Origin of the sequence: Haladaptatus sp. CMAA 1909 (assembly GCF_043952005.1) — an archaeon.
Taxonomy (GTDB): Archaea; Halobacteriota; Halobacteria; order Halobacteriales; family Haladaptataceae; genus Haladaptatus.
Map to the genome: position 1 here is coordinate 128,890 of NZ_JBIOAV010000005.1, position 25,557 is coordinate 154,446.

15 protein-coding genes and 1 pseudogene are annotated in these 25,557 nt (G+C 50.6%); 8 read left to right on the plus strand and 8 right to left on the minus strand.

Going from position 1 to position 25,557, the window contains the following annotated elements; translation table 11 throughout:
• Positions 1-93: 93 nt before the first annotated feature.
• A complete protein-coding gene (locus tag ACGYLY_RS26605; protein WP_395285736.1) occupies positions 94-1,455 on the minus strand; it encodes an alkaline phosphatase family protein in 1,362 nt (453 codons plus the stop codon).
• Positions 1,452-2,651 (minus strand): inositol-3-phosphate synthase, encoded by a 1,200-nt coding sequence (locus ACGYLY_RS26610; protein WP_395285735.1) that lies wholly within the window; start codon positions 2,649-2,651, stop codon positions 1,452-1,454. Before ACGYLY_RS26610 ends, ACGYLY_RS26605 begins: the two co-directional genes overlap by 4 nt.
• A 715-nt stretch (positions 2,652-3,366) precedes the next feature.
• Here ACGYLY_RS26610 and ACGYLY_RS26615 point away from each other — a divergent pair.
• The 5 genes from ACGYLY_RS26615 (at position 3,367) to ACGYLY_RS26635 (ending at position 12,566) form a co-directional block, all read left to right on the plus strand.
• Positions 3,367-4,122 carry an IclR family transcriptional regulator gene (locus ACGYLY_RS26615; protein WP_395285836.1) on the plus strand — a complete coding sequence of 252 codons (756 nt, stop codon included), beginning with the start codon at positions 3,367-3,369 and terminating at the stop codon, positions 4,120-4,122.
• Between the two features lie 739 nt (positions 4,123-4,861).
• Complete coding sequence (locus tag ACGYLY_RS26620; protein ID WP_395285734.1) at positions 4,862-8,455, plus strand: ThuA domain-containing protein; 3,594 nt, start codon at positions 4,862-4,864, stop codon at positions 8,453-8,455.
• 657 nt (positions 8,456-9,112) lie between these two features.
• Positions 9,113-9,496, plus strand: a complete 384-nt coding sequence (locus ACGYLY_RS26625) for a hypothetical protein (RefSeq protein ID WP_395285733.1) — start codon at positions 9,113-9,115, stop codon at positions 9,494-9,496.
• Between the two features lie 880 nt (positions 9,497-10,376).
• Positions 10,377-11,591, plus strand: coding sequence for a Cdc6/Cdc18 family protein (locus ACGYLY_RS26630; protein ID WP_395285732.1), 1,215 nt, complete (start codon positions 10,377-10,379; stop codon positions 11,589-11,591).
• Positions 11,592-11,975: 384 nt separating this feature from the next.
• Positions 11,976-12,566 carry a YqaA family protein gene (locus tag ACGYLY_RS26635; protein WP_395285731.1) on the plus strand — a complete coding sequence of 197 codons (591 nt, stop codon included), beginning with the start codon at positions 11,976-11,978 and terminating at the stop codon, positions 12,564-12,566.
• 408 nt (positions 12,567-12,974) lie between these two features.
• Here ACGYLY_RS26635 and ACGYLY_RS26640 read toward each other — a convergent pair whose 3' ends face one another.
• Positions 12,975-13,238, minus strand: a complete 264-nt coding sequence (locus ACGYLY_RS26640; RefSeq protein ID WP_395285730.1) for a HalOD1 output domain-containing protein — start codon at positions 13,236-13,238, stop codon at positions 12,975-12,977.
• 549 nt (positions 13,239-13,787) lie between these two features.
• Here ACGYLY_RS26640 and ACGYLY_RS26645 point away from each other — a divergent pair.
• A complete protein-coding gene (locus tag ACGYLY_RS26645) occupies positions 13,788-15,551 on the plus strand; it encodes a multicopper oxidase family protein (RefSeq protein WP_395285729.1) in 1,764 nt (587 codons plus the stop codon).
• Between the two features lie 375 nt (positions 15,552-15,926).
• Here ACGYLY_RS26645 and ACGYLY_RS26650 read toward each other — a convergent pair whose 3' ends face one another.
• From ACGYLY_RS26650 to ACGYLY_RS26670, 5 genes and pseudogenes are all read right to left on the minus strand, one after another.
• On the minus strand, positions 15,927-18,737 hold the full coding sequence (locus tag ACGYLY_RS26650) for a LamG-like jellyroll fold domain-containing protein (RefSeq protein ID WP_395285835.1): 2,811 nt from the start codon (positions 18,735-18,737) through the stop codon (positions 15,927-15,929).
• Between the two features lie 471 nt (positions 18,738-19,208).
• Positions 19,209-19,994: pseudogene (locus tag ACGYLY_RS26655) on the minus strand (DUF1080 domain-containing protein); the annotation flags it as partial.
• 444 nt (positions 19,995-20,438) lie between these two features.
• Positions 20,439-20,807: a VOC family protein gene (locus tag ACGYLY_RS26660; protein ID WP_395285728.1), complete on the minus strand. Its 369-nt coding sequence runs from the start codon at positions 20,805-20,807 to the stop codon at positions 20,439-20,441.
• A gap of 219 nt (positions 20,808-21,026) precedes the next feature.
• On the minus strand, positions 21,027-22,169 hold the full coding sequence (locus tag ACGYLY_RS26665) for a Gfo/Idh/MocA family protein (protein WP_395285727.1): 1,143 nt from the start codon (positions 22,167-22,169) through the stop codon (positions 21,027-21,029).
• A gap of 9 nt (positions 22,170-22,178) precedes the next feature.
• Complete coding sequence (locus ACGYLY_RS26670; protein WP_395285726.1) at positions 22,179-23,147, minus strand: sugar phosphate isomerase/epimerase family protein; 969 nt, start codon at positions 23,145-23,147, stop codon at positions 22,179-22,181.
• Positions 23,148-24,232: 1,085 nt separating this feature from the next.
• On the opposite strand from ACGYLY_RS26670, the gene ACGYLY_RS26675 reads away from it, so the two are divergent.
• Together ACGYLY_RS26675 and ACGYLY_RS26680 are read left to right on the plus strand one after the other, a co-directional pair.
• Positions 24,233-25,078, plus strand: coding sequence for an FAD binding domain-containing protein (locus tag ACGYLY_RS26675; RefSeq protein WP_395285725.1), 846 nt, complete (start codon positions 24,233-24,235; stop codon positions 25,076-25,078).
• A complete protein-coding gene (locus ACGYLY_RS26680) occupies positions 25,075-25,557 on the plus strand; it encodes a (2Fe-2S)-binding protein (protein WP_395285724.1) in 483 nt (160 codons plus the stop codon). Before ACGYLY_RS26675 ends, ACGYLY_RS26680 begins: the two co-directional genes overlap by 4 nt.

Genomic DNA, 25,557 nt, shown 5'->3' on the forward strand with positions numbered 1-25,557 from the left:
GAGTCTCCCGGGTGAGTTCACTAAGTAGAAGAAAGGCCGGTAAGAAGGACACTATTCAGCAACCCGCTATCTAGACTTCGGAGAGATCCTTTTCTATACCATCGGTGGCTCTTCGAACTGGAGTTCCTCTTCGATTCCCAGAACTTTTGCTATTGTTGGCGCGACACTCAGAGCATCTATCGATTCTAGTCGATTGAGGTCAAACTCGGAAGCTGCAGGACCTCCGATTCCATATACAGGCCACGTATTCGAATCGATTCGACCGTGGGATCCCCCTACTTTGGATGGGTCAAGCGAAACTAAACTGCGATCCCCGACAAAGAGCTCGCATGGGTCAAATCCTGGTTTAGCGTGAATATCCATATCCACGGCATAGTGCGGGGCTTCGTCAGAAGATTCCCACCAATAGTACTGGAACCATGCATTTGGTTCCGCGACTAATACCAAGTCACCTGCATTTGGATGTGCGATATCGAACGTTTCTTTCCCTTCCTGGTCAAGGACGGAGTCTACTCCCTCGAGATTTTCGAATAGCTCTTTTACCTCGTTAACCGACTCATCATCGGCGTAAATATGGGCAATCTGGTGGTCGACCATGGCGAAGGCCTGTGAGGATTCCAAATCGACATCCCTGCCACCCTTTTCATCGTCAGTAACCGATAGTAGATTTGCCTGCCGCAGTGCTTTATTCGGGAGTAGAGGTGTATCGACCGAGTGAAAGCCATATTCGCTAACGACATTAACGACTGTTTCTTCCCATCGAGGAGTCTCTCTTAGTTCAGTGAGGAACTCTCCGACGAGTTCATCGACGACACGCACTTCGTCCTGTAATTCTTTCCCTGGACCTTCTCGGAGACCCGTATAGTCCAAATGTGGTACGTACACCCAGAGAAGATCAGGATCGAAACGATCTATCGCCTCGGTCGCTGCGTTAAATATCCATTTGGTGCTGGTTTTGTCAGCAGCCGGCCCCCAGTAGTTTAATAGTGGAAAATGGCCGAACTTCTCTTGAAGTACGTCGTAGAATTCATCCGGATTCGACCAACAGTCCATTTCGATGAGATTGTTATCTTCATCTTCTATTGGAGAGGGGGTAACAACAACATCCCCATTTGATCCGATCAAATGCTGGAAGAACAATGCCCCGGTCGTCAACCCCGCATCGTGAGCAGTTTCCCACAGACGATTTCGTCCGCCACGGTCCCGTTCCCAGAATTCCGCTTCTTTCCGGTCGCGGTCGAATTCGCCACTTGCCACGTCTCCATGATCCCCAGGGGATTGCCCCGTTGCTAACGTTGTTTGGGCGGGGACGGTCAATGCGGGGAACGCCGGACGCATAGAGATCACTTCATCAAGGAGATTCGCAAGATTCGGAGCAAGTTCTGACGAAATATGATCCGGTTGGAGGCCGATGATATCCAAGACTATCACACGGCTTGCTTCCGACTCCGTCATTTATTCCTCTCTTTGTTGTGTTCTCTGGTGTAGTCGTCGAGAAGTTCGAACTGTCGAGACAAGTCGTGTTCCGCCACTCCAAGCGGTGACTTGAAAAACGAGGCGAGTTGAGGTTGAAGACCTCCGTTCCCGTATTCGTCTGCATGAGCTGTTAACCGGATAAGATCCAATATGAGTGGTGCAGCCAATGCCGAGTCAGACCCTTCCCACGTGAACTGCATCTTCATTTGCGTATCGAGAAATCCAGTAAAACGAATATCGTCCCAAGCTGTTTTCCAATCTCCGAGCGGTGGAGTATAGTCGATTCGAACGTGGTTATGGAATTCTCCTTGTAGGATGCTGTCAAGGACACCGCCTTTGCTCGCTAATTTCCCAGCTTTATTATCATCGTCTTCAAGAACGAACCCATCCTTATTTCCGAGGATATTGTGGCCGACCCATGACTGAACACGAAGGTTTCGCTGTGCAAACATTGGAGCGAGAGCGGATTTCACGAGCGTTTCTCCAGTCTTCCCGTCTCGACCCATATGCGGAACGTCGTTCAAATCTGCTAGTTGACGGAGACCGCCCAGTGCAGAGCCGGTACTCGGTGTGAAGTTGACGTATGGCATTTCCTCTACGAGGGCCGCATACGCGTAAAGAGAACTAGCTGGGATCCCACGATCATTGTTCTCGATGGCTTGCTCGAACGTATCTAGTGTGTCATACTGGTCTGCATTTTCGAGCGGTGGTTCAGTTGATGCAGCGTTAACGACAATGACCCGATCCAGGTCGTTATCATCCGCAAAGTTTCGGTAATCCCGTCGGATTTGGTCGACAACATCGGAGAGTGAATGAGATGACAGGGTCTGTTCTGCAATTTCGTCGACTGCACGACCACAATTGAGTGCCGTACCGGTTTTGATCCGCTTGTCGATAACTTGTAGATCCTCTTTTACTGCTTCGATTGTTTTTGCTGATGGTGTGCCCGATTCCGATAGCGACTTAGCGGTCGATAGCAGTGAAGTCTGTGATACATCGTGACCGCCAAATACCAAATCTCCAATTTCCGGCAATTCTAATGACCGATATGGATCCCGTGCCGTGACTAAACCGGTTGTATCTGTCACTCCTGCTCCAATAGCACATGCACCAGTAATTGCGGTAGTTGCTACGTTTCCACGTGCTCCAATTATCCAAACACCTGTTTGACTCATAGTATACCTCGGTTGCTTCGTTTCAGAGTTTTCTGCTTTTGTCCGATATCGCTACTTCTTGCGTTTGTTTTCTCAAGATGTGAGTCCATGTCACGCATCTATTTTGCTAGTCATCGCTCCTCACTATTGACCTTTGTGCTGAAAATACGCCGGCATCATTTTTAGGATCGGACTGTTGATCCAGATGCATCTTTGTCCTTGTATAACTTTGTGATCCTTGGAGATTCGGGATATTGGGTGATCTTTATATTGCCTCTCAATTTTGCCCGGACATAATAACAATTTTATTAACATACATTATTTCTACTATTTATAATTGAGAAACAACCCCGTCATTTTCGAGAATCGATTCCTGATTCTGTCGTGGTTTCAATCGAAAAAGGGCAAACGAAAAAAAGACTCGAACAATTCTATTATTCTTTGATGATTTATCGACCTCAGACAAAGAGGTTTTCCAACATAACAAACATTTGATAACCTGTCTTGAACACGGATTTCTCTGTTAACAATCACCAAACGTGATGAGTTCCCTAAGCAGATATCAAGTCAACACCCAACTATGAATATAAAAATGTGTATATTTTCTGCTAACAGGTTGTGTTGGGAAATACATAGATAATTATTGTCAAAATATACCTTTATTATAGATTGTAATGAAAAAATTCCCGTTCTGATAAGCAGAATTTTTATTATGAAGAAATACATAGTAATGACCGTGAATACTAAGCATGCCGTTAGGACGACTGAGAAGTCGCTCCTAATTGTCGAGAAACTGAGAGAGAATGGTCCTAGTGGGATAACCGAGCTTGCCGATGAGACAGGTATGGGGAAAAGTTCTGTCCATAATCATTTGATGACTCTTCGAAAATTTGGATACGTGAAGAAAAATAACAAAGATTACGAGCTCGGATTGAAATTTCTCGATTTAGGTGGCTATATTAGGAAAAATATGTCTCTTTACCAAATGGCATCTCCCGAGGTAAAATCACTTGCTCGAGAAACAGGCGAATTGACGAATTTGATGGTCGAAGAACAGGGTATTGGAGTATACCTGATGAGAGCCATGGGTGAGAACGCCATTGAGTTGGATACACACGCTGGTTTTCGGACTCCGCTACATACAACGGCGCTTGGAAAAGCAATTCTTGCTTATCTTCCCGAATGCCAGACCAAACAAATAATTGAAGAGAATGGACGGGGATCAGAAGTAAACAGTGCCATTGATTCGAAAAGGGCGTTGTTCGATGAGCTCGACGTTGTTCGCCAGCAGGGCTATGCGATCGATGATCAGGAGAGACTACAGGGTGTGCGATGCCTTGCAGCACCAATCTGTCTCTCCGATGATGAGGTCCTTGGTGCGATCAGTATTTCCACACCCGCTAGTAGGATGCAAGATTCAGACATTGCGGAGTTATCAAATAAATTAATGGGGTCGGCGAATGTTATCAGCCTAAATATTAGTTATAGATAGCCTACTGTAGTCCTTTATAGTCTATTCTTCTATTCGGCCGAAGTTAGTGAGTTTATGATTAACTAGAATATTATTGCAACATCTGTGTCTTCTACTCCTATTATAACCGCAAAATCAGAAAACAGTGATAATAATAACAGTATCAAGTATATAATCATCATATATCCCTGTTCTACTATGCAAAAACGTCATTTATTTTGCTGATACCCATGCAATTATCATTCCAAAAATTAATTGCGGATAAAGATAATTATTATTGGGGGCTGCATGGGCTGGGAATTACATTACTACCTTTGTAAACATCCATTACAAAACTAGTAATGTAAAAGTTGGTCATCGAATACCTCTCTTTGTTGTTCATAGAATAAGAACAACCTTCTCGTTTTTCTACGAATTCATTTCTTAAATGAAATGTCCTTGGTTTATTCATCCTTCATATCTCATGATAAATTATATTTAAAATTGACTAATAATATGTTGCACAAAATTAAATGAGTTTTATTAGATAATTCGGCGGTTATTAAAATTATTTTCCTTGCACCAACACCTTTTTATATTTTAGCTTTGAGTAAATATGTGTGGTACTAACATGAGCAATAGTAACACGCCTGAGTCAGACACACATAAAAAAATAGACACTTATCGACGACGAGTTCTTCAAGGAATCGGAGGACTTGGCGTCGCTGGGCTCTCTGGAGTTAGTGTAGCGAATTCTAATACCCCAGCCAGAGCCAAAGAAATGAACGTGGGAGAGAATCCTGCTATTCTCGTCCTATCGGTGACTGCAGGATATCGCCACCAAGCGATTCCGACAGGGAACCAAACGATCCAAGAGCTGGCCGATGAGATCGCTACAGAGAACGGTATCGACGAGATTACGGTTGATATCATCGATGACCCCAATGGTGATGCTTCCGCATTCCCGACGAATGCTGACGATCTAGCTCAGTACGACGTCGTGGTTTGGAATAGTACCACGGGGGACGTGTTGAATGAAGAGCAGCAATCAGCTTTTGAAGAATATATCCAATCAGGTGGTGCATATGCTGGAATCCACGCTGCAGCCGACACCGAGTATGAGTGGGAATGGTACGGTGGATTGGTTGGTGCATATTTCGAGGACCATCCATCGATACAGACTGCCAATGTGCACGTAACTGATCGTACCCATCCATCCACGGAACATCTTCCTGCAGTATGGGAAAGGACGGATGAGTGGTACGACTACCAATCGAATCCTCGTGGCGATGTACACGTTCTGGCTAGCCTGGACGAGAGCAGTTACGAGGATGCGGGGATGGACGGTATAGACCATCCCACAGCATGGTGCCAATACTACGATGGCGCACGATCCTGGTATACAGGAGGCGGCCACACGGAAGATAGCTATTCGAACGACGCGTTCCGCCAACACCTCAAAGGTGGGATAATGTGGGCTGCAGGCTACGTCGATGGTGGGGCCTCTGGTACGGTGTGGGACAACTACACTACCGTGCCACTAGACACGGATACGTCCAGCCCAGCAATGGTCGATATCGCACCCGATGGTCGAGTTTTCTACATCGAACGCGGTACGTTCGGTGGTGGTCCGGAAACTCCTGCCCAAGTGGTAGTAATCGATCAGAATACCCCTGATAACGATAAGCACGTCGCCCTAGACCTCACGGTGTATGCAGAGCAGGAAGATGGTCTTCTCGGAATTCTCCTCGATTCCGACTTCGAGAATACCGGTTGGGTGTATCTTTACTACTCGCCACTAAACGAAGACATAGACGAGCCGCACAATCGTCTTTCGCGCTTCACGATGGATGGCAGTACGATTGATCGAGACTCTGAAGTCACGATAATGAAGGTCCCGACCCAGCGAGAAACCTGCTGTCACACTGGTGGCGACATGCACTGGGGACCAAACGGTGAGCAGCTATATCTCACCACCGGCGATGACTCTAATCCGTTCGAATCCAGTGGATACGCGCCACTTGACGAGCGTGACGGGAGAAAATATTACGACTCTCAGCGTACCGCAGCCAATACTGCGGATCTCCGCGGCAAAATCTTGCGGATCACTCCCCATGAGGACGGGTCCTATTCGACTCCAGATGATAACCTGTTCACTGGATCCGAATATTCGGACGACCTCGATAACGGCCTCGTAAAGCCTGAGATCTACATCATGGGTAATCGGAATCCCTACCGGGCGTCGGTGGATCATGAAACGGGTACGCTCTATTGGGGCGATTACGGTCCAGACGCTGGCAGTTGGAACGCCGAGCGTGGCCCACCGGGTACCGTTGAATTTAACAAAGCTAACGGACCGGGATTCTACGGATGGCCATATTTCATCGGCCCCAATATCCCGTATAAGGACTACGACTTCGAGACTGGTGAATCGGGAGATCCGTTCGACCCGAACAACCCGGTCAACGAATCGCCGAACAATACCGGTTTGACGAACCTCCCCACGCCCGAAGAGGCGATGATCTACTACGACGGCGACTGGGAGGCGTACCTCAATGGGCCCGATTATGCTCAAGAGTACCTCCCTGAAGAACCACCCTTCCCCCAGCTACAGGGTGGCGCACCGATGGCTGGATCCGTCTTCCACTATCATGATGACTATGATCCAAACCGTTCACTTCCGGAATCATTTGAAGGCAAACTATTCATCATGGAGTGGGGTGCGGGTTGGATCAAGTACGTTTCATTCGACGACGATGGAAACGTAATGGAGATCGATCCGTTCCTTCCGAATGCTGGATTCCACAGACCGATGGATATGAAGGTCGGCCCTGATGGTGCGCTTTACGTCGTTGACTGGGGAAGCGACTTCAGCGGCCCCAATGACGATTCAGGGGTTTACCGCATCGAACATACCAACATCCAGGCTCCGTCGATCAACTTCAGCGATGGAGCAGAGGTGACTACCGAACCGGGTAATACAGTAACCGTCGAAGCGTCGTTGACGAACACTACCTCATCGGCCCTCGAATCCGGTGAGGTCACCCTCGCCGCATCTGGTGGATCGAATATCGAAGTCAGCGCCAACGACGGGACGACCTTTGATTCGCTCGCCGCAGGTGAAACCCAGTCGATGTCCTGGGACGTGACGGTACCGGATTCGGCAAGCAACGGGACACAGTCACTCTCTGCCACGACGACGTACACCCTCGATGGAAACCAGATAGAGAAGAATTCCACCTTCTCCGTTCGGATTACCGGTCCGCTCTCGGCGCCATTCGGATTCGATTCTGGTGGCGGTGAAATCGATGGTACAGTCACGATCGACGGTGTGGACTTTGTTGCTCAATCGGACGCCGTTCAGGCATCCGGTGACTCGAGTGCAAGTGGAAACGATGTCGACGTCGCAACGTCCACGACCGGAGATCCGATCGACGGGACGGAGCACGATGCGCTCTATCAGAGTGAGCAGTACGGCGGAAACCTATCGTACGACGTCGCGATTCAGAACGGCACCTACGACGTAACTCTCCACTTTGCGGAACTGTATTGGAACGAGATTGAAGGTAACGATGGTTACGTCGAGGACGCCGAAGGACAGCGCGTGTTCGATGTCTCCGTGCAGGGCGAATCCGTGCTCCAAGATCTGGATCTGTTCAAGCGTGTTGGTCATGACGTGGCCTTCACGAAGACGGTGCAGGACGTCGAAGTTACGAACGGTTCCCTCTCGATCAGTACGACCACGAAAGCAGACAATTCGAAATTCAGCGGTTTCGAAATCCAGCCAACGGATGGAGGCGGCAGTGGTGACGTGATCGAGGGCGGGACGACGATCGAACTCGGCGGCGAAACCCCCGGTTGGGTCGGTCAGGCACCGAGTATGATCGATGGGGAGACGAACCCAACACTTCCATTGGTGGAGGGAGAGAGCTACACGATCACCTTCGAAAACCTCGATGGTGCACCGCACGACCTCCACATCCTCGACGACAATGGCGATTCCCTCGTCTCGACGGATCTCATTCAAGAGGAAGGTGGCACGGCAACGATAGAGTTCACTGCCTCGCCCGAGATGGCGGAGTACTACTGCTCGGTTCACCCCACGCAAATGCGTGGCACCGTCACGATCAAAGAAGGCGGCAGCGGTGGTGACGGTCCAGAACCTGTGGTCGGCGATTCGCGACCGACGGACCCGGACGGTGACGGCAAGTACGAGGACGTTAACGGTGACGGCGAGGAGAATTACGATGATATTGTCGACCTCTTCGATAACTTCGAAGACGACGCGGTACAAGAGAGCCCGGATGCGTTCGACTTCAACGAGAACGGACAACTCGACTTCGATGATATCATCGAACTCTTCCGATCACAGTAACCAGTGATCTGATTAATAACTCTTTTTGCAGCCGAACAGAAGAGAGTGTAGTCGGATACGGGAAGTTAGAACTCTGAACGTAGGCCTCTCGGAACATGATGAAGTGTGGTGCAGAAGACCGAATACGTATGAGTTCAACGAGCATGGGTATCTTGGTTTCACGATATCACCGGGGTCTTACATCCTCCTTTCATAATGTTCAAGACTATATAAAATAAAAAATTAGAAAAGTTTATTATTATAGGGGGCCACCTTTTCTATGTTAGGTAAGTCCTGACTTACCTGATAATTGTGGGAGTTGCTCACGTAGTAATCTCTCACCATCCATGCCTCTTGCATACGTGGCGAATTGTATCGAGAGTATTACAACCAGATTCCGATTTCGACCAAGTGTTTTGACTGAGGCTTAGACGGACTCTATAGCCACACGAACTGGTAGAAATCCACAAACAGACACAGTGTTATTATTCAGAGAGTTGGCGCTGCTTGTCCTGACTAGTGGGTTCAAACCGTTCTATCGATATATTTTCACGGACGCGAAACACCGGAGTGAGAGCGGTGTGAGCCTATCGGAAAGCCATTTGAGTGTAACGAGTCGGCGCTGAGTTGTACCTTCCATCTCCAAAAAGTAATCAGAGTGCACTACGATATGAAGATATGTCCACGACCACCGGGAACCAACTGGAACGCGCGTCTATGGAACGACTAGAGTGGATCGGTGTCGTTCTATCTGTCTTAATGGGATTGACGTACTTCTTCGAGGCTGCTGAGTCGCTACCGAGCATGTTGGGCCTCTCTTTTCTGCTTGCTGGGTTAGGATACGTTGGGGCGATCGTCCTCGCGCTCGTTGATTTTCGTCGATCACTTCTTTACGTGGCGGGAGTCGTATACAATCTTCTCCTCATCGGAGTATACTTCTTGATCCGAGGAGTGAACGATCCGGAACTCGTTGGCCCTCACGGCGCCGCCAAACTCCTTCAGGTTGTGTTCGTAATTCTTCTACTCGTGCTCATTATCCGTAAGGGACAAGAATCTGAATAAGCCACAAGGGGACTACGGAAGTCCACAATTGCGCACTGTAATCCCAATCAGCAAGTCAGTCTTGGTTGTCGGCCAACGCTCTTCTGTCTTGAATTGGTAATGAAAAGACTCGATGACTTCCGTGGACTGAATCCTCCGAATACGAAGCACGGTTAATCTTCCTTGTCACCTCCGCCGTGCGGGTGTGGTTGCTGTCTTGCGTTCCTGCGTGCATCAATTCACGCCGGTCAGAGTTGAGCGCTACTGGCCGCTGTATACGCAGTGTACTCGACTCGGCTGCTGGAACCAATACGACTGTTGGAACGTTTGGCAACATTGGGTTCGTATAAAGTCCACTACGAATCTCTGTCAGGTTCTATTATCGATTGCTCAAGCGGGTGGTGTTATATGAGTACGAATGATGTATCGTTGCAGTATGGAAACCGAGCGTTCTCCATTGGGCCGATTGCTGTTACAAATCGTACCCATCGATGCGTGAATTCATGCCGTTATAGGTAGTCAACTCCCGAGAACGAACCACACACACACCACTTTTCACGAGCTCTCCTAGTTATTTACTATAGCCCGAGTTAAAATGTGGCAGGTGATCGCTAAAATTAATTAGAGTACATTCCCACTACGGATATGGTTGGAATTCAATTACCATGAACCTTTCTCCGCTAAATAGGGTTCTAGACACAATAACTAGCTGTAGCAAAACAAACTTAGGGTAGCGTGATACACGCTTTTTCAGTTTAGCACTACTTAGACGGTACTGGAACGCTTTTCTCGTGAAATTAGGAGAGGGTGTGTTTTAAGTAAAATTAAGCTCATGAAACCCATGAAACTCGTGAAAGAGTAGTTTTATATGTCCTTGGTTCTTGTTCTCAATGAACAATCAATGGGGCTGAAAAACTTCACCCGTGATGACTCAATTTTCGCCAACGAGGCCGTTCTCCGCGATAGCTATCGGCCTGAAAGGCTCGTTGAACGCGACAAAGAGTTATCTGAATATCAGGAAGCGCTGCGTCCCGTCATTAACGCTGCCCCTCCGAAGAATATTTTCTTGTACGGTCAGACGGGAGTGGGAAAGACACTCGCTACACGTTTAGTACTAAACCAGCTTTTGAACGACCAGTGTAGATATGATGATCTCAGTATCGAGGTAATCAATCTGAATTGTAAATCCGCATCGAGTAGCTATCAAGTCTCCGTCGATCTTGTAAACCAATTCAGAAACAACTGTTCAAAGATTCCATCGACTGGATACGCCGGTAGTCAGGTTTATCAAATGCTCTGGAATCACGTGGACGACTTGGATGCTACCCACCTGCTCGTAGTATTGGACGAAATCGATTCGATTGGCAACGATGATGATATCTTGTACGAACTGCCCCGAGCAAACGACAATGAGAAAATCAGCGATACGTTGGTTGGTGTGATCGGGATATCGAATGACTTCACCTTCCGCGATAATCTTAGCGCACGTGTCAAAGATAGCCTGTGTGATGAAGAAATCCATTTCCCACCCTATAATGCAAATCAACTTCGCAACATCCTAGAACGACGCGCTGAACATGCTTTTCGCGATGGCGTTCTGTCTAGCGATTCGATTCCCCTTTGTTCCGCATTTTCAGCACAAGAGTCCGGGAGTGCAAGACAGGCGTTAAAATTGTTGTACAAGGCTGGGGACCTGGCACGGACAAGAAATGACCCCGAGATCGCTGAAGATCACGTTCGAAATGCTCGTGATACGATTGAAAAGGGGAAAATCCAAGAGGAACTCAAATCACTACCGACCCAAAGCCAGTTGACACTGTTTAGTCTACTCCAATTGGAGGCGGAAGGCAGAGCTCCCTGTAAGAGGTCCGAAATTTATCAACGATATCAAACAGTAGCCGACCAAACCAATACCGACATCGTTTCGGACAGGACGATTCACAATCGAATCGGTCAACTGCGGTTGAAAGGGTTCATTCAACACGATGAGAGAAACGATGGTATTCACGGCGGTAGCTACTACTTATATCGGCTCGACATACGGGAAGAGATAATCAGAAGCGCCTTGAAAAAAAGCGAATCTCGGGTATCCGATCTTCTCTATATCAGTTTGTGATTCTTCATTTCGGACTATGATGGTATGTGGCGTGGCCACAACCCTCATTAGTCAGTTTGTATATGGTAATAAGTGATGGACGAAATAACAAAGCAGGAAATGTTTTCGAGAAAGGGTGAAAGGGAGTATGCTTCCACACGTATTCTGCTCACCAACAGAACAGGGGCTTGTGCTAATTGTGGTGTAGAGATTGAGCTAAATCAACCGCACAAACATGTATCATATGTCTCTTGGACGGAAAATAACGACAGCGTATTTGAAGAGGCCGTGTTGTGCGATTCTAATTGTTTGTCAGGCTTTGCCCATCGAGGATGACGGGGTTCCCATCTTCTAGTTGTTGTTGGTGATAGATTTAATATTCGCGATTGTGTAGAGCAAAGTAACATGCAGAACCTCTTTGACTCGCTTGCTGTATCCAGATCATTTTTCGAATCGTTCGGGGGCCCCGGTCTATTTGCCGTAGCGTTTTTAGAATTTTTTCTGCTTCCAATTCCACCGGATTTCGTTCTCATTCCTCTGACTGCCGCAAACTCTGACTTAGCGATACTATACGTCGTATTGGCAACGTCCGGCTCCGTGTTTGCTGGATTAATCGGGTACGGCATCGGCCGAAATGGAGGACGTCCTGCCTTCAATTCACGCTTTGCTGGTCAACGAGCAGATCGGATCGAAGGCTATTTTGGTCAATATGGATCTGTCGTTGTCGCTATTGGAGCGTTCACCCCGATTCCGGAAGGGTACGAACTAATCTCGATCGGGTCTGGGGTGTTCGGTCTCGACCCACGAACTTACTTTGTAGCGTCAGTCATCGGTCGAGGTGGTCGCTACTCGATCGAGGCCTTACTGGTGCTATTGTTCGGCGACGCTATTCGGAATGCTACGGAAAATGAGATATACCTGATTGTCGGGGGAATCGCTTTGATTATTATGTTTGCATACTTCCTCCGAATTCGGCTGCAATCGAGTCATCCGTGATTTAAGCGTAGAAACTCCATCCAGATTAATACGGAAAGACGACCGCTCGTTACGGTTGTGTACTGCTTGCTCGTGTTCTAGCTATGTTTCTTCGTGTCCATTGACGGTTTTACCGCTCATTGAGTCCTTGGCAACGAATTCATCGGCTGCAAGGCCCCACCTTTCCGGCCCGTAATGAAAATCCCGTCGGAATCACTCCTGTATTACTGGACCACATGGATTTGCGAGGCACGAGTACAGTAATGGCCCGAGAGAATTCACTTTCCACGTGTCACTTACGTATTCTGAAGGATGACCAGGGGTTCAACAGAAGAATCTACAACCAGGTGCTTTCCGGGAACCGATCCACGATAAAACTGATTCAAAAACGCGCGAGTACAACAACTTACTCGTGCGGGGTGAATTCGCTTATGTACTTAGCTTGGACGCAACGACAGTTTTGTCAGGATGGATTGTAACTTTGTGGTCCGCATACTCGAACGTGACCTTCTGTCGACCGTGTTCATAAAGGTCTTCGAGTGCATCGGGATCGATTGCCTCGTAGAGGGTAGTCTCTGGTTTCGTACCATTGTCTTTGGTTACTGCCGCTACTACGGCAGAGACGACCGAGGATGCTTCTTCTGGCGTAATCCGTGTGGGTGTCCCTTTCTGCCCAGGTGGCGAGTTGTGCATACGCACAGGAAGGATAGAGCATTATAAGGGGCTTTGGCTGTGGAATGTTAACATTTGATGGTAATATCCTGTAAATGTCGTTTGGTGAATGTCTCTCGTTCGTGCATTCAATCCACAAATGGACTCTATAAGGTCAGTCAATTCCACTTACAGACGACCTCGCTGCGTATTCCGAAAATTTAGCGCTCTCTCACTGTCTCGATGCCCTCATTCTGACATTCCATATCGATAAGCAACCCACCGCAGAACTAATCAGTACTCCCCCTGCTTAAATTGCTCTCACAGAAGGGTGTACACGTCGGTCTCGGGGGGTCACTTGATCGCTATACGTTCGGACTATGATTACTTTGACTCTGCCTCAAGATTTAAATAGTTCGGTTAATAATGAGATTATAGAACCATGAAAATAATCAACAGCGATGAGTTTGGAATATATAATTATTTAATGGGTATATCTTGTAGGAGTGACTAAATATGAAAAAACTGTCTCGGCGTAAACTACTCCAAGCGGGTGCTTCACTCGGCATCGCGGGGGCGATTCCACAAACGATGAGCACGGTGGCTGCGGAATCATCACCCACCCTCGAAAAATTCGTTCAACCATTACCGACCTTGGAGGAACGCGAACCCGATGGGACACGAGATGGCGTTGATGCCTATGATATACCGATAAAGGAGTTCACACAAAACCTTCACCCAGACCTGCCAGACACCACACTCTGGGGATTCGATGGCGTTTATCCTGGCCCTCTAATCACTGCAGAACGCGGAGAACCGATGCAGGTTCGCTTCGATAACAGTTTCCTCCCGGATACACATCTGCTGGAAGTCGATGAGCGAATCGGGGGAACGACGCCCGAGAACTATCACTATGAGGGCTTCGATGGTCCAGTTCCCGAAGTGAGGACCGTGACTCATTTCCACGGCCTCGAAATCGAACCTGAAAGCGATGGCCAAGCAGATATGTGGACGTCACCTGGTGGGGCTGAGGGGCCGAGATTTAGCAAGGAATGGCAGGAACTTCCGATGGAACAGGCCAGGCTAACGTCGACGTATCACGATCACACGGTCGGGATTACACGTCTCAACGCCTATGTCGGACTCCTTGGTCTATATCAGATCACTAGTCAAGCCGAACAGGATCTCAACCTCCCGAGCGGTGAGTACGATATCCCCATGTTGATTCAGGATCGATCGTTCAATGATGATGGGTCGCTAAAGTATCTCGATTCGTGGGCATCGTCATTCCTCGGTGATACGGCCGTAGTGAACGGAGCGGTGTGGCCATCTCTGGAGGTAGAACCACGTCGATACCGGTTCCGACTTGCTAACGGGGCGAACCATCGGGCGTTCGATCTCAAACTTCAGAGCGACTCGGGTTCGGGTACACCGATGCTCTATCAGTTTGCTCCTGATCACGGATATCTCGATTCGGTCGTATCCATCGGACCGGGCGGTGACCTCGACTCGCTTCGAATCCACACGTTCGAGCGTGCCGAAGTAATCGTCGATTTTACCGATTATGCTGGACAAACGTTTACCGTCACTAACGAGGCACAGATGGGGGTTGGCCTCGAAGAAATCTTCCAGATCAACGTGTCTGATCCGGATACGGCACCCGAAGATCCTAGTACGGCACCGTCCGATCTAAATCTCCCGTCGGTAGGTCCGACGTTCAACGAAGACGACGTGGTCGAGACGCGAAATATGGATCTGGGGCTCGAGATCAAGGGTGATCTGCCTACCTACACGCTGAACGGATATACAATGTGGGACGATGGGTCGATGGTCTACCCACAACTTGGATCGACCGAGATTTGGGAATTCCAGAACCACACGAGCGGTACACATCCGATGCATATGCATCTTGTTAAGTTCAAGGTGATCGGCCGTGGACCGGATGGGACTGACGACCCACTTCCGAACGAACGTGGTCACAAGGACGTTGTTCGCGTCAAGCCTGATGAGAAGGTGCGAGTCCTCACACGATTTGATGGGTATACCGGGCAGTATCCTTGGCACTGCCACATGCTCGAACACGAGGATAACAAGATGATGATCTGCTTTGTTGTGCAGGACGGGGAAGAAGAGGGTCCTGACCCAGTCGTCGGGGATAAATCACCGACAGACCCGGATGAAGATGGTCTGTACGAAGATATCGATGGTGATGGGAGTGAAACCTACGACGATGTTGTCGATCTCTTTGAGAACTACGATGATCCGGCCGTCCAGAACAATCCTGGCGCCTATGATTTCAACGAGAATGGGCGTCTCGATTTCGACGATATCGTAGAGCTATTTAAAGAGCTGTAAAATCCACGCAGCACTCGACCACTACAACGACTTTCGGGAAACACGAGACCTGTTCTTTCACTGTAATAGGTCCATTACGAACCGATCCGTGAACCACTCACAATTTTATAGACGCGGCTTTTGAGCACTGTTCTCAGTACTGAAAGAGAGATGGCTCGTATCCATTGAATTGAGTCTTTCAATACCGATCGAGTAGACTTGAGTACATCTACTCGAGTAGTATCGTCGGATGCAACCCTAGCCATGGGAATAGCAGACCACGGTGAAGAACGGCTACAGAACCGAGTACCGCTTTGTCACTCGCGTTACCAATTACAAGAAAGCAATGGGATGCCGTTTTAGGTCCCTCCTGCGAGAGTCAAACAGAGTGGGAGATTAGAGAGAGCGGAAGAGTTCGACGAGGTCGTCAAAGTCAAGCCGGTCGTTGTCGTTGAAGTCGTACGCGTCGGGATTGTTCTGTACGGAGTCATCGTCGAAGTGGTCGAAGAAATCGACCACGTCGTCGTACTCGGTCTCACCATCTCCGTCGATATCTTCATACTTTCCGTCGCCATCGGGGTCGGTTGGCTTCGAATCGCCAACAACCGCGGGAGGCTGACTGCCACCGGTACTACCGTCGTACTGGTAGAGACCGTAAATCTCGACCTGCGAGAGCGCCCGGTTGTAGAGGCGCACGTCGGCGAGCATCCCGCTGAGCCAGTCCTTGGTGCCAGATTTCGATGCGATAGCGAGATCGGCGGTCGACGAGGATGACTCACTGGCACCTTCCGAGGAGGTTGCCGGAGTTCCGTCGATGTAAATCTCCGAGACACTCTCGCTGGGTGCGTGTCGATAGACCAAGTGGTGCCACTCGCCGTCGGCGATTCCCGCTTCTGTAGCGAATGCGCCATTGCTGGAATCGTCATCGGGGTCGAACCGCGGATGGGAACCCTCCGAATCGAAACCAGCCCACATCGATTCGTTCTTGCCGACGGTTGCGGCGTAATAGCCGGCATTGTCCGTGTTGATCCAGGTGGAGATGGTGTAGGCCGCCGGGTCAAGCGCATCGGCGTCCGGAATGACGACGGTACCATCGCTACCATTGAATTCCGCGGCGTCGCCGGGGATATCTGGTGTGTCAATACCGGTGGAGACGCCGCCAGCAATCGTCCCGTCGTGGTCGTTACCGGTCGCGTCAATGACGGTATCGCCGTCAACGTTGTCCGCACCGAACTGCCATTGACCGACGAGACCTTCTGTGGGCTCCTCCACGTCCGCTTCGGTGATTTCGAATCCGCTCATCTTCGAGTTTTCTACCGGATCACTCATCGTGATCGAGAGCGAACCGTCGCTGACGGCGACGTTTTCGACGGTCTTGGTGTAGGCAGTTGCGAAGCCGACTTCCTCTCGGAGGTTTAGCTCGTTGATCACTTGTTCGCCTTCGACCGAGACGTTAAACACGCGCTGTTGACCGTTCGGATCATCGAACGCGAATTCCGCGAAATGAAGCGTCACGTCATAGACCCCGTCTTCGAGGCCGACCTCGTACGAGAGGTTTTCACCCCATTCTTCGCTCTGGTAGAGCGCATCATTTTCGGTCCCCTCGATCTCGAGATCCGGCTCCCCGGTCGGGCTGCTATTCCCTTCGTTAGAAACCTGAACGCTGGGTGATTCGGCGACGAATTCGAGGCCATCGATGGTGACCGTCCCATCGATCGTCTCCCCTCCAGCATCGTAGCCGAAGGGGACCGAAACGGGTTCAAGGTCGGGACCGCCATCGTCTACTTCCCCAGTAGTGATGTAGTCCAATCCACCATATTTGAGGAGATAGAGACCACCCTGTTGGCCTGTATGTAACATCATGGGAGTGCCGCCATCCGTGGGGAATGGATCGATACGGCTAACTGATCCGTCTTCGGCGTAGGTGACGGTCTTGAACCATCCGCGACGTTCCATGATGATGTGTTTGTCGTCGTAGTACCCGGGCAAGGCGATCGAGGGGTCGAAGTCGTCCTTGTACTGATATATCTCGCCGATCATGGGCGACCCACCCGTTGGTGGATCTGTGCCTTCGATGGGATACGGAATCTCGTCGGGGACATTATCATCGGCATACTCCGGAACGTTGTCGATGAGTTCATCCCACGAGTAGGGATTGGTGATAGTCGCTGATTGGGCTGGTGGGAGTTCAGTGAGTCCGTCGTTGTTGGGCGAGTCGTTGACCGGGTTATCCGGATCGAACGGATCACCGGTTTCACCCGTGGCGAAATCGTAGTCGCGGTAGGGAACGTTCATCCCAGTGAAATATGGCCAGCCATAGAACCCAGGCTCGTCCACCCGCACGAATTCGGTGAGTCCAGGCGGTCCTCGCTGGGGATCCCAACTACCTGCGTCGGGGCCATAGTCGGCAATGAAGGGATCTCCGGTTTCCTCGTTGACGGTGAGCGTAAACGGATTCCGGAAGCCCATCGCGTAGATCTCGGTTTTAACCTTGTTGTTCGCGCGCGCATCTGCGTACTCGTCACCGGTAAAGAGGTTGCCATCGGGGACCGTGTAGCCACCGTCGTCCTTGGGCGTGATCCGAAGCAAACTCCCACGAAGGTCGTTCGTGTTGCCTGACGTGCGCTGTGCGTCGAAGAACCGTCGACCATCTCGCTCGTCTATCGGCGTATATGCACTCGACTCGAACGGGTCAGTATCGTCTCCTGTAGTGATCAGGAGGTTCCCCTCCAGATCGAAGGCGAGCGCACCGCCGACGTGACAACAGCGCTCACGTTGGACAGGGATCCGAATGATCTCTGTTTCGGAGGCTGGGTCAATCGTGTCGCCGTCGACGGTGAAGCGTGAGACGACGTTGTAGGGGTCAACGAGAGACTCACCTGGTGCCTCTTTGTAGGTATCGAGCGATTCGAGTTCTTCTTGATTATCGGCGAGTTCGTGGTTCGAGGGAGAGTAGAAGAAGTAAACCCATCCGTTTTCTTCGAAGTTCGGGTCGAAGACGATGCCTTGACCGCCATCCTCGATTCCACCGTGGACTTCCTTTTCGAGAGCGATGGTAGTCTCGCCGCTATCTGGATGATAGACCCCTATCTTTGCTGTTCCAGTCGGCTCGGGGGGATATCGGGGGTCGCCGCCTTCGGAGTTCGTAAAGCCTCTCCCTCGGGTCGTGTAGAAGACTCGCCCGTCTGGCGCAACATCGAGTTTCATCCCGTTGCTTAGCGAAGCCACCTGATTCCTGTTGAGGGTGACTGACGGAGGAGAACCGTCGGATTCGGGCTCTGGGTAGACGGGGACCTTGAAATCGATGGTTTTGGACCCGTCATCAACCGAGTAGGTGGTCGAGCTGTTCAACAAGTATGGGCCGCTGTCCTCGCTAGGACGGGTTACCTTCCAAGAGACCGACCGGGAAGCTCCCGAGGAAAGCGGTCCAAAGCTGGTGTCGGTTTGTGGCGTAACCATCACCTCGGAGCCGCTTTGAGAGCTGAGAGTAACGTCGCCATCAGTGATCTCCGAGTCGTATGGGTTGGTAATCGTGGCGTCGATCGTACTGGAAGTGTGTTCGACGGTGAGAGAACTATCCGTGAACTCTGGTACCGATGCAGGGGTAGGTCCGGATTGGAACCAGACATTGCGGAATCTCACTGGTTGGCCGTGATTTTGGAGTTTGATCGGCTGTTCGACGGGGTGTTGGCTATATTCTGCGACGTCCTTGTAGACGGTGGGGCCGTTCAGGACTGTCTGGGCCTGCACCAGCACATCATTCCAGTAGATGGTCACCATGCCGGGCGACTCAAGGTCGCCGTTATCGGCAAAGCGTGGAGCACGCCATATAATGTCGTAGGTCTGCCAGTTTCCTTTTGGGCGGCTGGCGTTGACAAGCGGGGGGTGCTGGCCATACACCGAGGCGGCATACCCATCTGCATAGGTCGGATTTTGGTAATTGTTGAGAACCTGGATTTCGTACCGGTTCGCCAAAAAGAATCCGCTGTTGCCAGGCACTTGGTTACTTCCAGAGATGCTCTCGGGGGATTGCCACTCGACGTGGTAGTGCCCATCACCGAAGTTCTGTTTGCTGACGATGGAACTGTCGCCGACGACGACGTAGTCGTCTTTGATGTCCCAGGTACTGGAATCGTTCCAATCGTCAAGGGATATCTGTCCGTTGTCTCCGTCTCCAATGAGGACGGTGGCATCTTCGGGTGGGTCAGGAAAAGCGGGTTCACCCGGATCAACAACGGGCGGGTGGGGCCGACACGGGTCATGGACTTGCCAGGGTGAATTAGGGAGTCGGGGAGTCGTGTTAAACCCCGGTCCTTGGCAATCTTCGGGGGGCTGATATCCAGTTCCCACATCGTGGTCAGCTACTGCAGGACCGATGAGGCCACTAGCCATCGTGAGTCCTGCTGCACTCAGTATCGATCTACGAGAGAATTTGCTATCATTACTCATGGTCTGATGATCCATCTTATTGATGACTAAACAATAAATTAAGCCTTACTATATTTTTTACTCACTTTAATATTGGGAATATAATGCGTTCGAATTGCATTCAGTACTCGATAGCTGTCTTAAGCAAGAATGACTCATTCACAACGAGTTGAAAAGTAGTCACGTAAATTTAATTACAGATGTTCTCCTCAACGATTTACTAATTACCTCCTACCCTGCTGATTCAAGAAAAAATCTGCGCCAGCGGCGTCGAGACGAACACAACCCCAGGGAATGCTGGAGTATCCGGTCTTTCCTATGAAATCGACGTTGACAATCGTACAACTTTCTTGTGAGACGGATTTTTGAGTTCTCGACGCAATAGACGCCGATTCTGCGTCTCCAAAAGGGTGTTATGGCAATAAGAAGTCTCACCATCGCCGAGTCACCCTCACGAACGCCGAGCGAGTAGGGTGAGGGTCACTCAGATATAGTGAGAAGCTCTATCCGGTTTTCAAACGGATCCCGGAACGAGAACCGCTCTATCCCTGAAATGGGTGGTTCGTCCTGAGTTTCGAACCCCTTTTTCTCGAGATAAGATCGCACCTCGTTGACGTTCCCGATTTCGAATGCAGGATGTCGCTTCGATCGTGAGTGTTCACCATCCTCGACACTAATATGTAATTCTATCTCACCTGCTCGAAACCACATTCCACCATCCGAAGAAAACGATTCAGGTCTCGGAACCTCATCAAAGCCGAGAATTGAAGTATAAAATTCGCGTGCCTCTGTTTCGGCCCCCGGCGGGATAGTGAGCGTAACATGGTCAATTGATTTCCAGTCAATCATTAGTTTGACTGTGTCTGTAAAGCGTATATATCGACTGATCCCGGCAATTGTTCTTTGTAGTATCACATACCAAGTGTAGATTAAACTGATCCTCGCATCAATCGTTCTGTTCTTATTGCCGGATGGCTATCGGTTTTGCTCGATTTCGGTACCCGAGATCGATTACTCAACGAGCCACTAGTTCGAAAAAGTAGTGCTTCTGGTCCAATTCCCTGCCGATTAGGAAACGTCGATCCGTTCACCGGATTCGTCGGATGCTTCGATGGCAGAGAGCAACTGTTGGACGCGATAGCCGTCCTCGAAGGTCGGGACGTCGCTCGACGACCGTTCGTCGGAATCAGCGTCTTTGTTTGCGACCGCGGAAAGATACTCGTAGTTCTCGAAGACGAAGGTGTGCTCCCATCCGAGAACGTGCCCCTCCGGCCACCATTGTTCGAGGTACGGATCCTCGTCCGCCGTGACCATGATCGTCTGAAATCCGCGGTCGTCGGGGCCAAGGAATTCCAACTCGTTCGGTCGTTCGACTGAGAACCGAAGGCTCCCCTTCGACCCGTTCACCTCGACCGAGTGGTCGTTCTTGTGGCCGGTCGCGAACCGCGACGCCTCGAATGTCCCGACCGCACCGTTTTCGAACGTTGCTTGTGCCGTGTACGCGTCGTCCACAGTCACCGGACGCGTTTCGTCTGTTCCGGAAACTGGACGCTCGTCAACGAACGTTCGCAGTTGCCCACGAATGTCTTCGATATTCCCCGTTCTGTCCTCGACGAGGAAGCGCGTCAAGTCGAGTGTGTGTGCGCCGAGGTCACCCAGTGCGCCGCTACCAGCTACGTCGGCATCGAGTCGCCACGACCAGGGTGCCTCCGGGTCGGCGAGGAAGTCCTGTAGGTAACTCCCCCTGACGTGCCGAATCTCACCCAGTTCACCCGAATCGATGAGCCGTTTTGCGTAGCGAACCGCAGGGATGAACCGATAGTTGAACGCGATACCCGAAGGGACGTCCGCGTTACGGGCAGCGTCCCGCATTCGTTTGGCGTCGTCAAGCGTGTGTGCAAGTGGTTTTTCGCAGAACACCGCCGTTCCAGCTTCGAGCGCGGCGATGGAGGGGTCTGCGTGAATCGCATTCGGCCCGAGATTGTAGAACACGTCGACGTCGCCGACGACATCCTCCCAATCAGTATTGTACTCCTCGAACCCGAGTTCGTCGACGGCATCCGCAAGTGCGTCTTCGTCTCTTCCGACGAGAACGCGTCGTTCGACGTCTGGCGCGTCCGGGAAGAACATCGGCAGGCGGGCAAGCGCATTCGCGTGAGCCTTGCCCATGAAACGATAGCCGAGGACGCCGATGGAGAGTGGTTCGTTCATTTGTCCACCTCAGGCCCAATAGGCGTCGCCGGGGTTCGTTTCGAACACAGCTCGGTCGAGGACGTCGATGGCCTTTTCCAACCCTTCCTTCGACGACGTGAGCGAATCCTCGTGTTCGATAGAGAGCGCTCCGTCGTAATCCACCATCCGTAGGGTGGAGACGACGTCTTTCCAGAACGTCTCACCATGGCCATACCCGATGGAGCGAAACAGCCACGAGCGGTCGATTTCCTCTGTGTATGGGGTTGTGTCGAGCACGCCTTTCTCGCGGGCGTTCGCATTGTACACTTTGGTGTCCTTGGCGTGGAAGTGGTGAATGGCGTCCTCTTGGCCGAGGAGGCGAATCGCATCAGTGATGTCGATGTCCTGCCAGAACAGGTGGGACGGGTCGAAGTTGGCGCCCATACGGTCACCGGTCGCTTCGCGGAGTTCGAGCATTCCGTGCGGTTCGTAGACGAGCATATTGGGGTGCATCTCGATGGCGATGTCTACGTCGTAGTCGTCCGCATACGCTTCGAGTTCCTGCCAGTACGGGATACCAACCTCGTTCCACTGATATTCGTGAGCCTCGTGGTGCTCGTTTGGCCACGGGGCGGTGATCCAGTTAGGGACGGAATCGTCGGGGCCACCGGCGGGCAATCCCGAGAATGTCGTGACAGCGTCTACGTCTAGTTGACTTGCGAGCCGAATGGCCTCGCGAAGCTCCTCGTCGGCTTCGGCCGCCTGATCTTCCACGGGATGCAATGGGTTGTTGTGCGTCGCCAGTGCCGAGATGTACAGGTCGTTATCGTCAAGCAACGACTGTAGGTCAGACTGGGCTTCCTCGTCATCCAAGTACTTCTCTCGAGGAAGGTGTGGGTCGCCGACGAACCCACCGCAGCCGAGTTCGACCGCGCCGACACCGAGGTCGGACAAGTACGAGAACGTGTCTTCTATCGATTCACTAGCTAATGCTACTGTGAGGACACCGACATCCATGGTCGAGAATCCCACGGTCGATTCAAATAATTTGGGGTGTCGGAACCATGAATAATGTCCTCGACCTCGATCTGGAGGACGTTTGTGACGCTTTCACCCCGTCGCGAATACACTCTTGACGGAAGACCATGCCCCGTTCCCGAAACTGAATTGAATAAATCCTGCCCTGTGGTCCTCGTGAAGCCACGGCAGGGTGTCGACCGTCTGGAAGTTCGCATCGACCTCACGAACTCCTTCGTGATGGTCGTTCCATACCGAGCGGAAAAACCTGTGAGACGTTAAGAGCGGCCGTCGCTCGGATGGGGTGGTTGTGAATCGAGCGAAGTTCAGCAGGTACTCATCGAGGAGAATCTACCGTGACTTCGGTTTTCAGCGTCGTCATGGATGCCTGACACCGCTCGCGATAGAGAATACCGGTAACCCATTGTTGATCTGCAAGTGTCTTGTATTCCGCTATCCTTCGACCCCGTGGCAACGAGACGGGGGATTTCGGTATAGCAAAATGGAATTTATAGTGGCTCAGAGGAGTGTTCTCGGGCGATGTACTGCCTAAAACGCACGATTACACTGGAGGTGATGGTGCCTCATGTACTGCCGCTTTCCCTTCTAATCGGAAGTAAATGGGTTACGGAGGTGATCCAAAAACTATGCACGAATGTCACCCCCAAATCAGGGTCCGATGGATACGTGTGGTCAGATCTAATTAACGACGTCAGTGAATTACTGCGACATCTGGTCGAGAACGACCATCCAGTACATTATCGAGACTAAAGAAATAGTAATCGTCACATTGCATGTCTGGGTCACGCGTTAAAGACTATCTAGCGTTTCCAGACAGAACTCCAAGCACACAAACGCCTAACTTCCAGTTTCGATTCAGCAACTAATTCCTCGCTGTGGTTGCTAGCGTACTTGCCGTGATTAGAGACAGAGTTGTTGCTGTCGATGCTATTCGGCAGGTGATTCAAATTCTTGCATATTGAAACATAACAACTTCTCACAAGGATTTAATTATGTGGAACACGTTTTCGTTTCTGAAATGGTAGGAAATACTATAATCGTACCAAATGAAAGGAGTCGGTGATATGGCTGTTGAAGCGTATTATCGCCCAACAACGCTAGAAGATGCCCTTGATCTCACAGCAGAGTACACATCCTCCATCGAAATCATATCTGGCGGAACTATCACGATGCCAGAAATAAACGAGGGACACAAATTCCCACGCTACGTGATGGATCTTCGGGAATTAGATCTCGACTACGCGGGGGAAGGAGATGGATACCTGAGTTTAGGGGCGACACTCACCATGACCCAAGTCCTCGACCAAATCGATGAGCCGATGTTACAAAGGGCGGCTCGACACACGGGTGGTTGGGCTGTACGGAATATGGGTACCGTTGGTGGAAATTTGTTTGCACCGCCACCGTTGGGTGATTTTGCTGTAGCGCTACTCGCTCTTGATGCGGACGTGATAGTTCGAGATCGAGACGGAGAACGTCGTATTTCTCTGTCGGAATTCTACACCACGTCCGGAGAACGGGCAATCAATTCCGATGAACTAGTTACAGAAATTCGAATCCCAACAGTCGAGGGACAGACTGTGTATATGAAATATACACGAAGTCAAGAACCCGCTCCCTCGATAGTAACGGTCGCAGTTAACCTACAATATCGCGACGATACCGTCACGGATGTTCGTATCTGTCTGAATGGTGCTGGCTCTCATCCAATGCGGATGCGGAACGCGGAGGAGATTTTGTTGGGATCTGAACTCGATGAACCCATACTCAATCGAGCGGCCGACGTAGCAGCAAAAACGGCAGATCCACCCGAGGATGCCATCGCAAGCAAATGGTATCGCCGAAAGATGGTTCGTCATCATGTTTCAAACGCACTTGATCAGTTCACTAACGCGGAGAACAAACAATGAGTTCGAAAATCGTCGAATTAACAGTAAACGGTCAAACCGTTGAGGAAATCGTGGAACCGTTGGAATCGCTCCAATCGGTACTCAGGGACAAACTTGGAAACACAGCTACGAAAACGGGATGCAAGCAGGGTGGTTGTGGGAGTTGTACTGTACTCATCGATGGCGCTCCCGTCATGTCTTGCTTGGTGCCCGTTGAGGAAGCCGAAGGTGAAGAGATCACTACGTTAGAAGGGTTAGCTACTGGCGATGAACTGCATCCTCTCCAGAAGGCGTTCAACGAACACTTCGCCATGCAGTGTGGTTACTGTACGCCTGGGATGATCATGGTTACCAAAGCGCTTTTAGACCGAAATCCGGACCCATCTCGGGCGGAGATTCGGGATGCGATCTCCGGAAACATCTGTCGGTGTACAGGGTACGAACCGATCATTGATGCCGTGGAAGCTACTGCAGACAGCTTGAACGGGGAGAGTGACTAA

Bases quoted from the DNA above. Each gene is read 5' to 3' on its own strand.
- ACGYLY_RS26605 (WP_395285736.1), bottom strand. From the start codon at position 1,455: ATGACGGAGTCGGAAGCAAGCCGTGTGATAGTCTTGGATATCATCGGC.
- ACGYLY_RS26610 (WP_395285735.1), bottom strand. From the start codon at position 2,651: ATGAGTCAAACAGGTGTTTGGATAATTGGAGCACGTGGAAACGTAGCA.
- ACGYLY_RS26620 (WP_395285734.1), top strand. From the start codon at position 4,862: ATGAACGTGGGAGAGAATCCTGCTATTCTCGTCCTATCGGTGACTGCA.
- ACGYLY_RS26625 (WP_395285733.1), top strand. From the start codon at position 9,113: ATGTCCACGACCACCGGGAACCAACTGGAACGCGCGTCTATGGAACGA.
- ACGYLY_RS26630 (WP_395285732.1), top strand. From the start codon at position 10,377: ATGGGGCTGAAAAACTTCACCCGTGATGACTCAATTTTCGCCAACGAG.
- ACGYLY_RS26635 (WP_395285731.1), top strand. From the start codon at position 11,976: ATGCAGAACCTCTTTGACTCGCTTGCTGTATCCAGATCATTTTTCGAA.
- ACGYLY_RS26640 (WP_395285730.1), bottom strand. From the start codon at position 13,238: ATGCACAACTCGCCACCTGGGCAGAAAGGGACACCCACACGGATTACG.
- ACGYLY_RS26645 (WP_395285729.1), top strand. From the start codon at position 13,788: ATGAGCACGGTGGCTGCGGAATCATCACCCACCCTCGAAAAATTCGTT.
- ACGYLY_RS26650 (WP_395285835.1), bottom strand. From the start codon at position 18,737: ATGAAACTCGATGTTGCGCCAGACGGGCGAGTCTTCTACACGACCCGA.
- ACGYLY_RS26660 (WP_395285728.1), bottom strand. From the start codon at position 20,807: ATGATTGACTGGAAATCAATTGACCATGTTACGCTCACTATCCCGCCG.
- ACGYLY_RS26665 (WP_395285727.1), bottom strand. From the start codon at position 22,169: ATGAACGAACCACTCTCCATCGGCGTCCTCGGCTATCGTTTCATGGGC.
- ACGYLY_RS26670 (WP_395285726.1), bottom strand. From the start codon at position 23,147: ATGGATGTCGGTGTCCTCACAGTAGCATTAGCTAGTGAATCGATAGAA.
- ACGYLY_RS26675 (WP_395285725.1), top strand. From the start codon at position 24,233: ATGGCTGTTGAAGCGTATTATCGCCCAACAACGCTAGAAGATGCCCTT.
- ACGYLY_RS26680 (WP_395285724.1), top strand. From the start codon at position 25,075: ATGAGTTCGAAAATCGTCGAATTAACAGTAAACGGTCAAACCGTTGAG.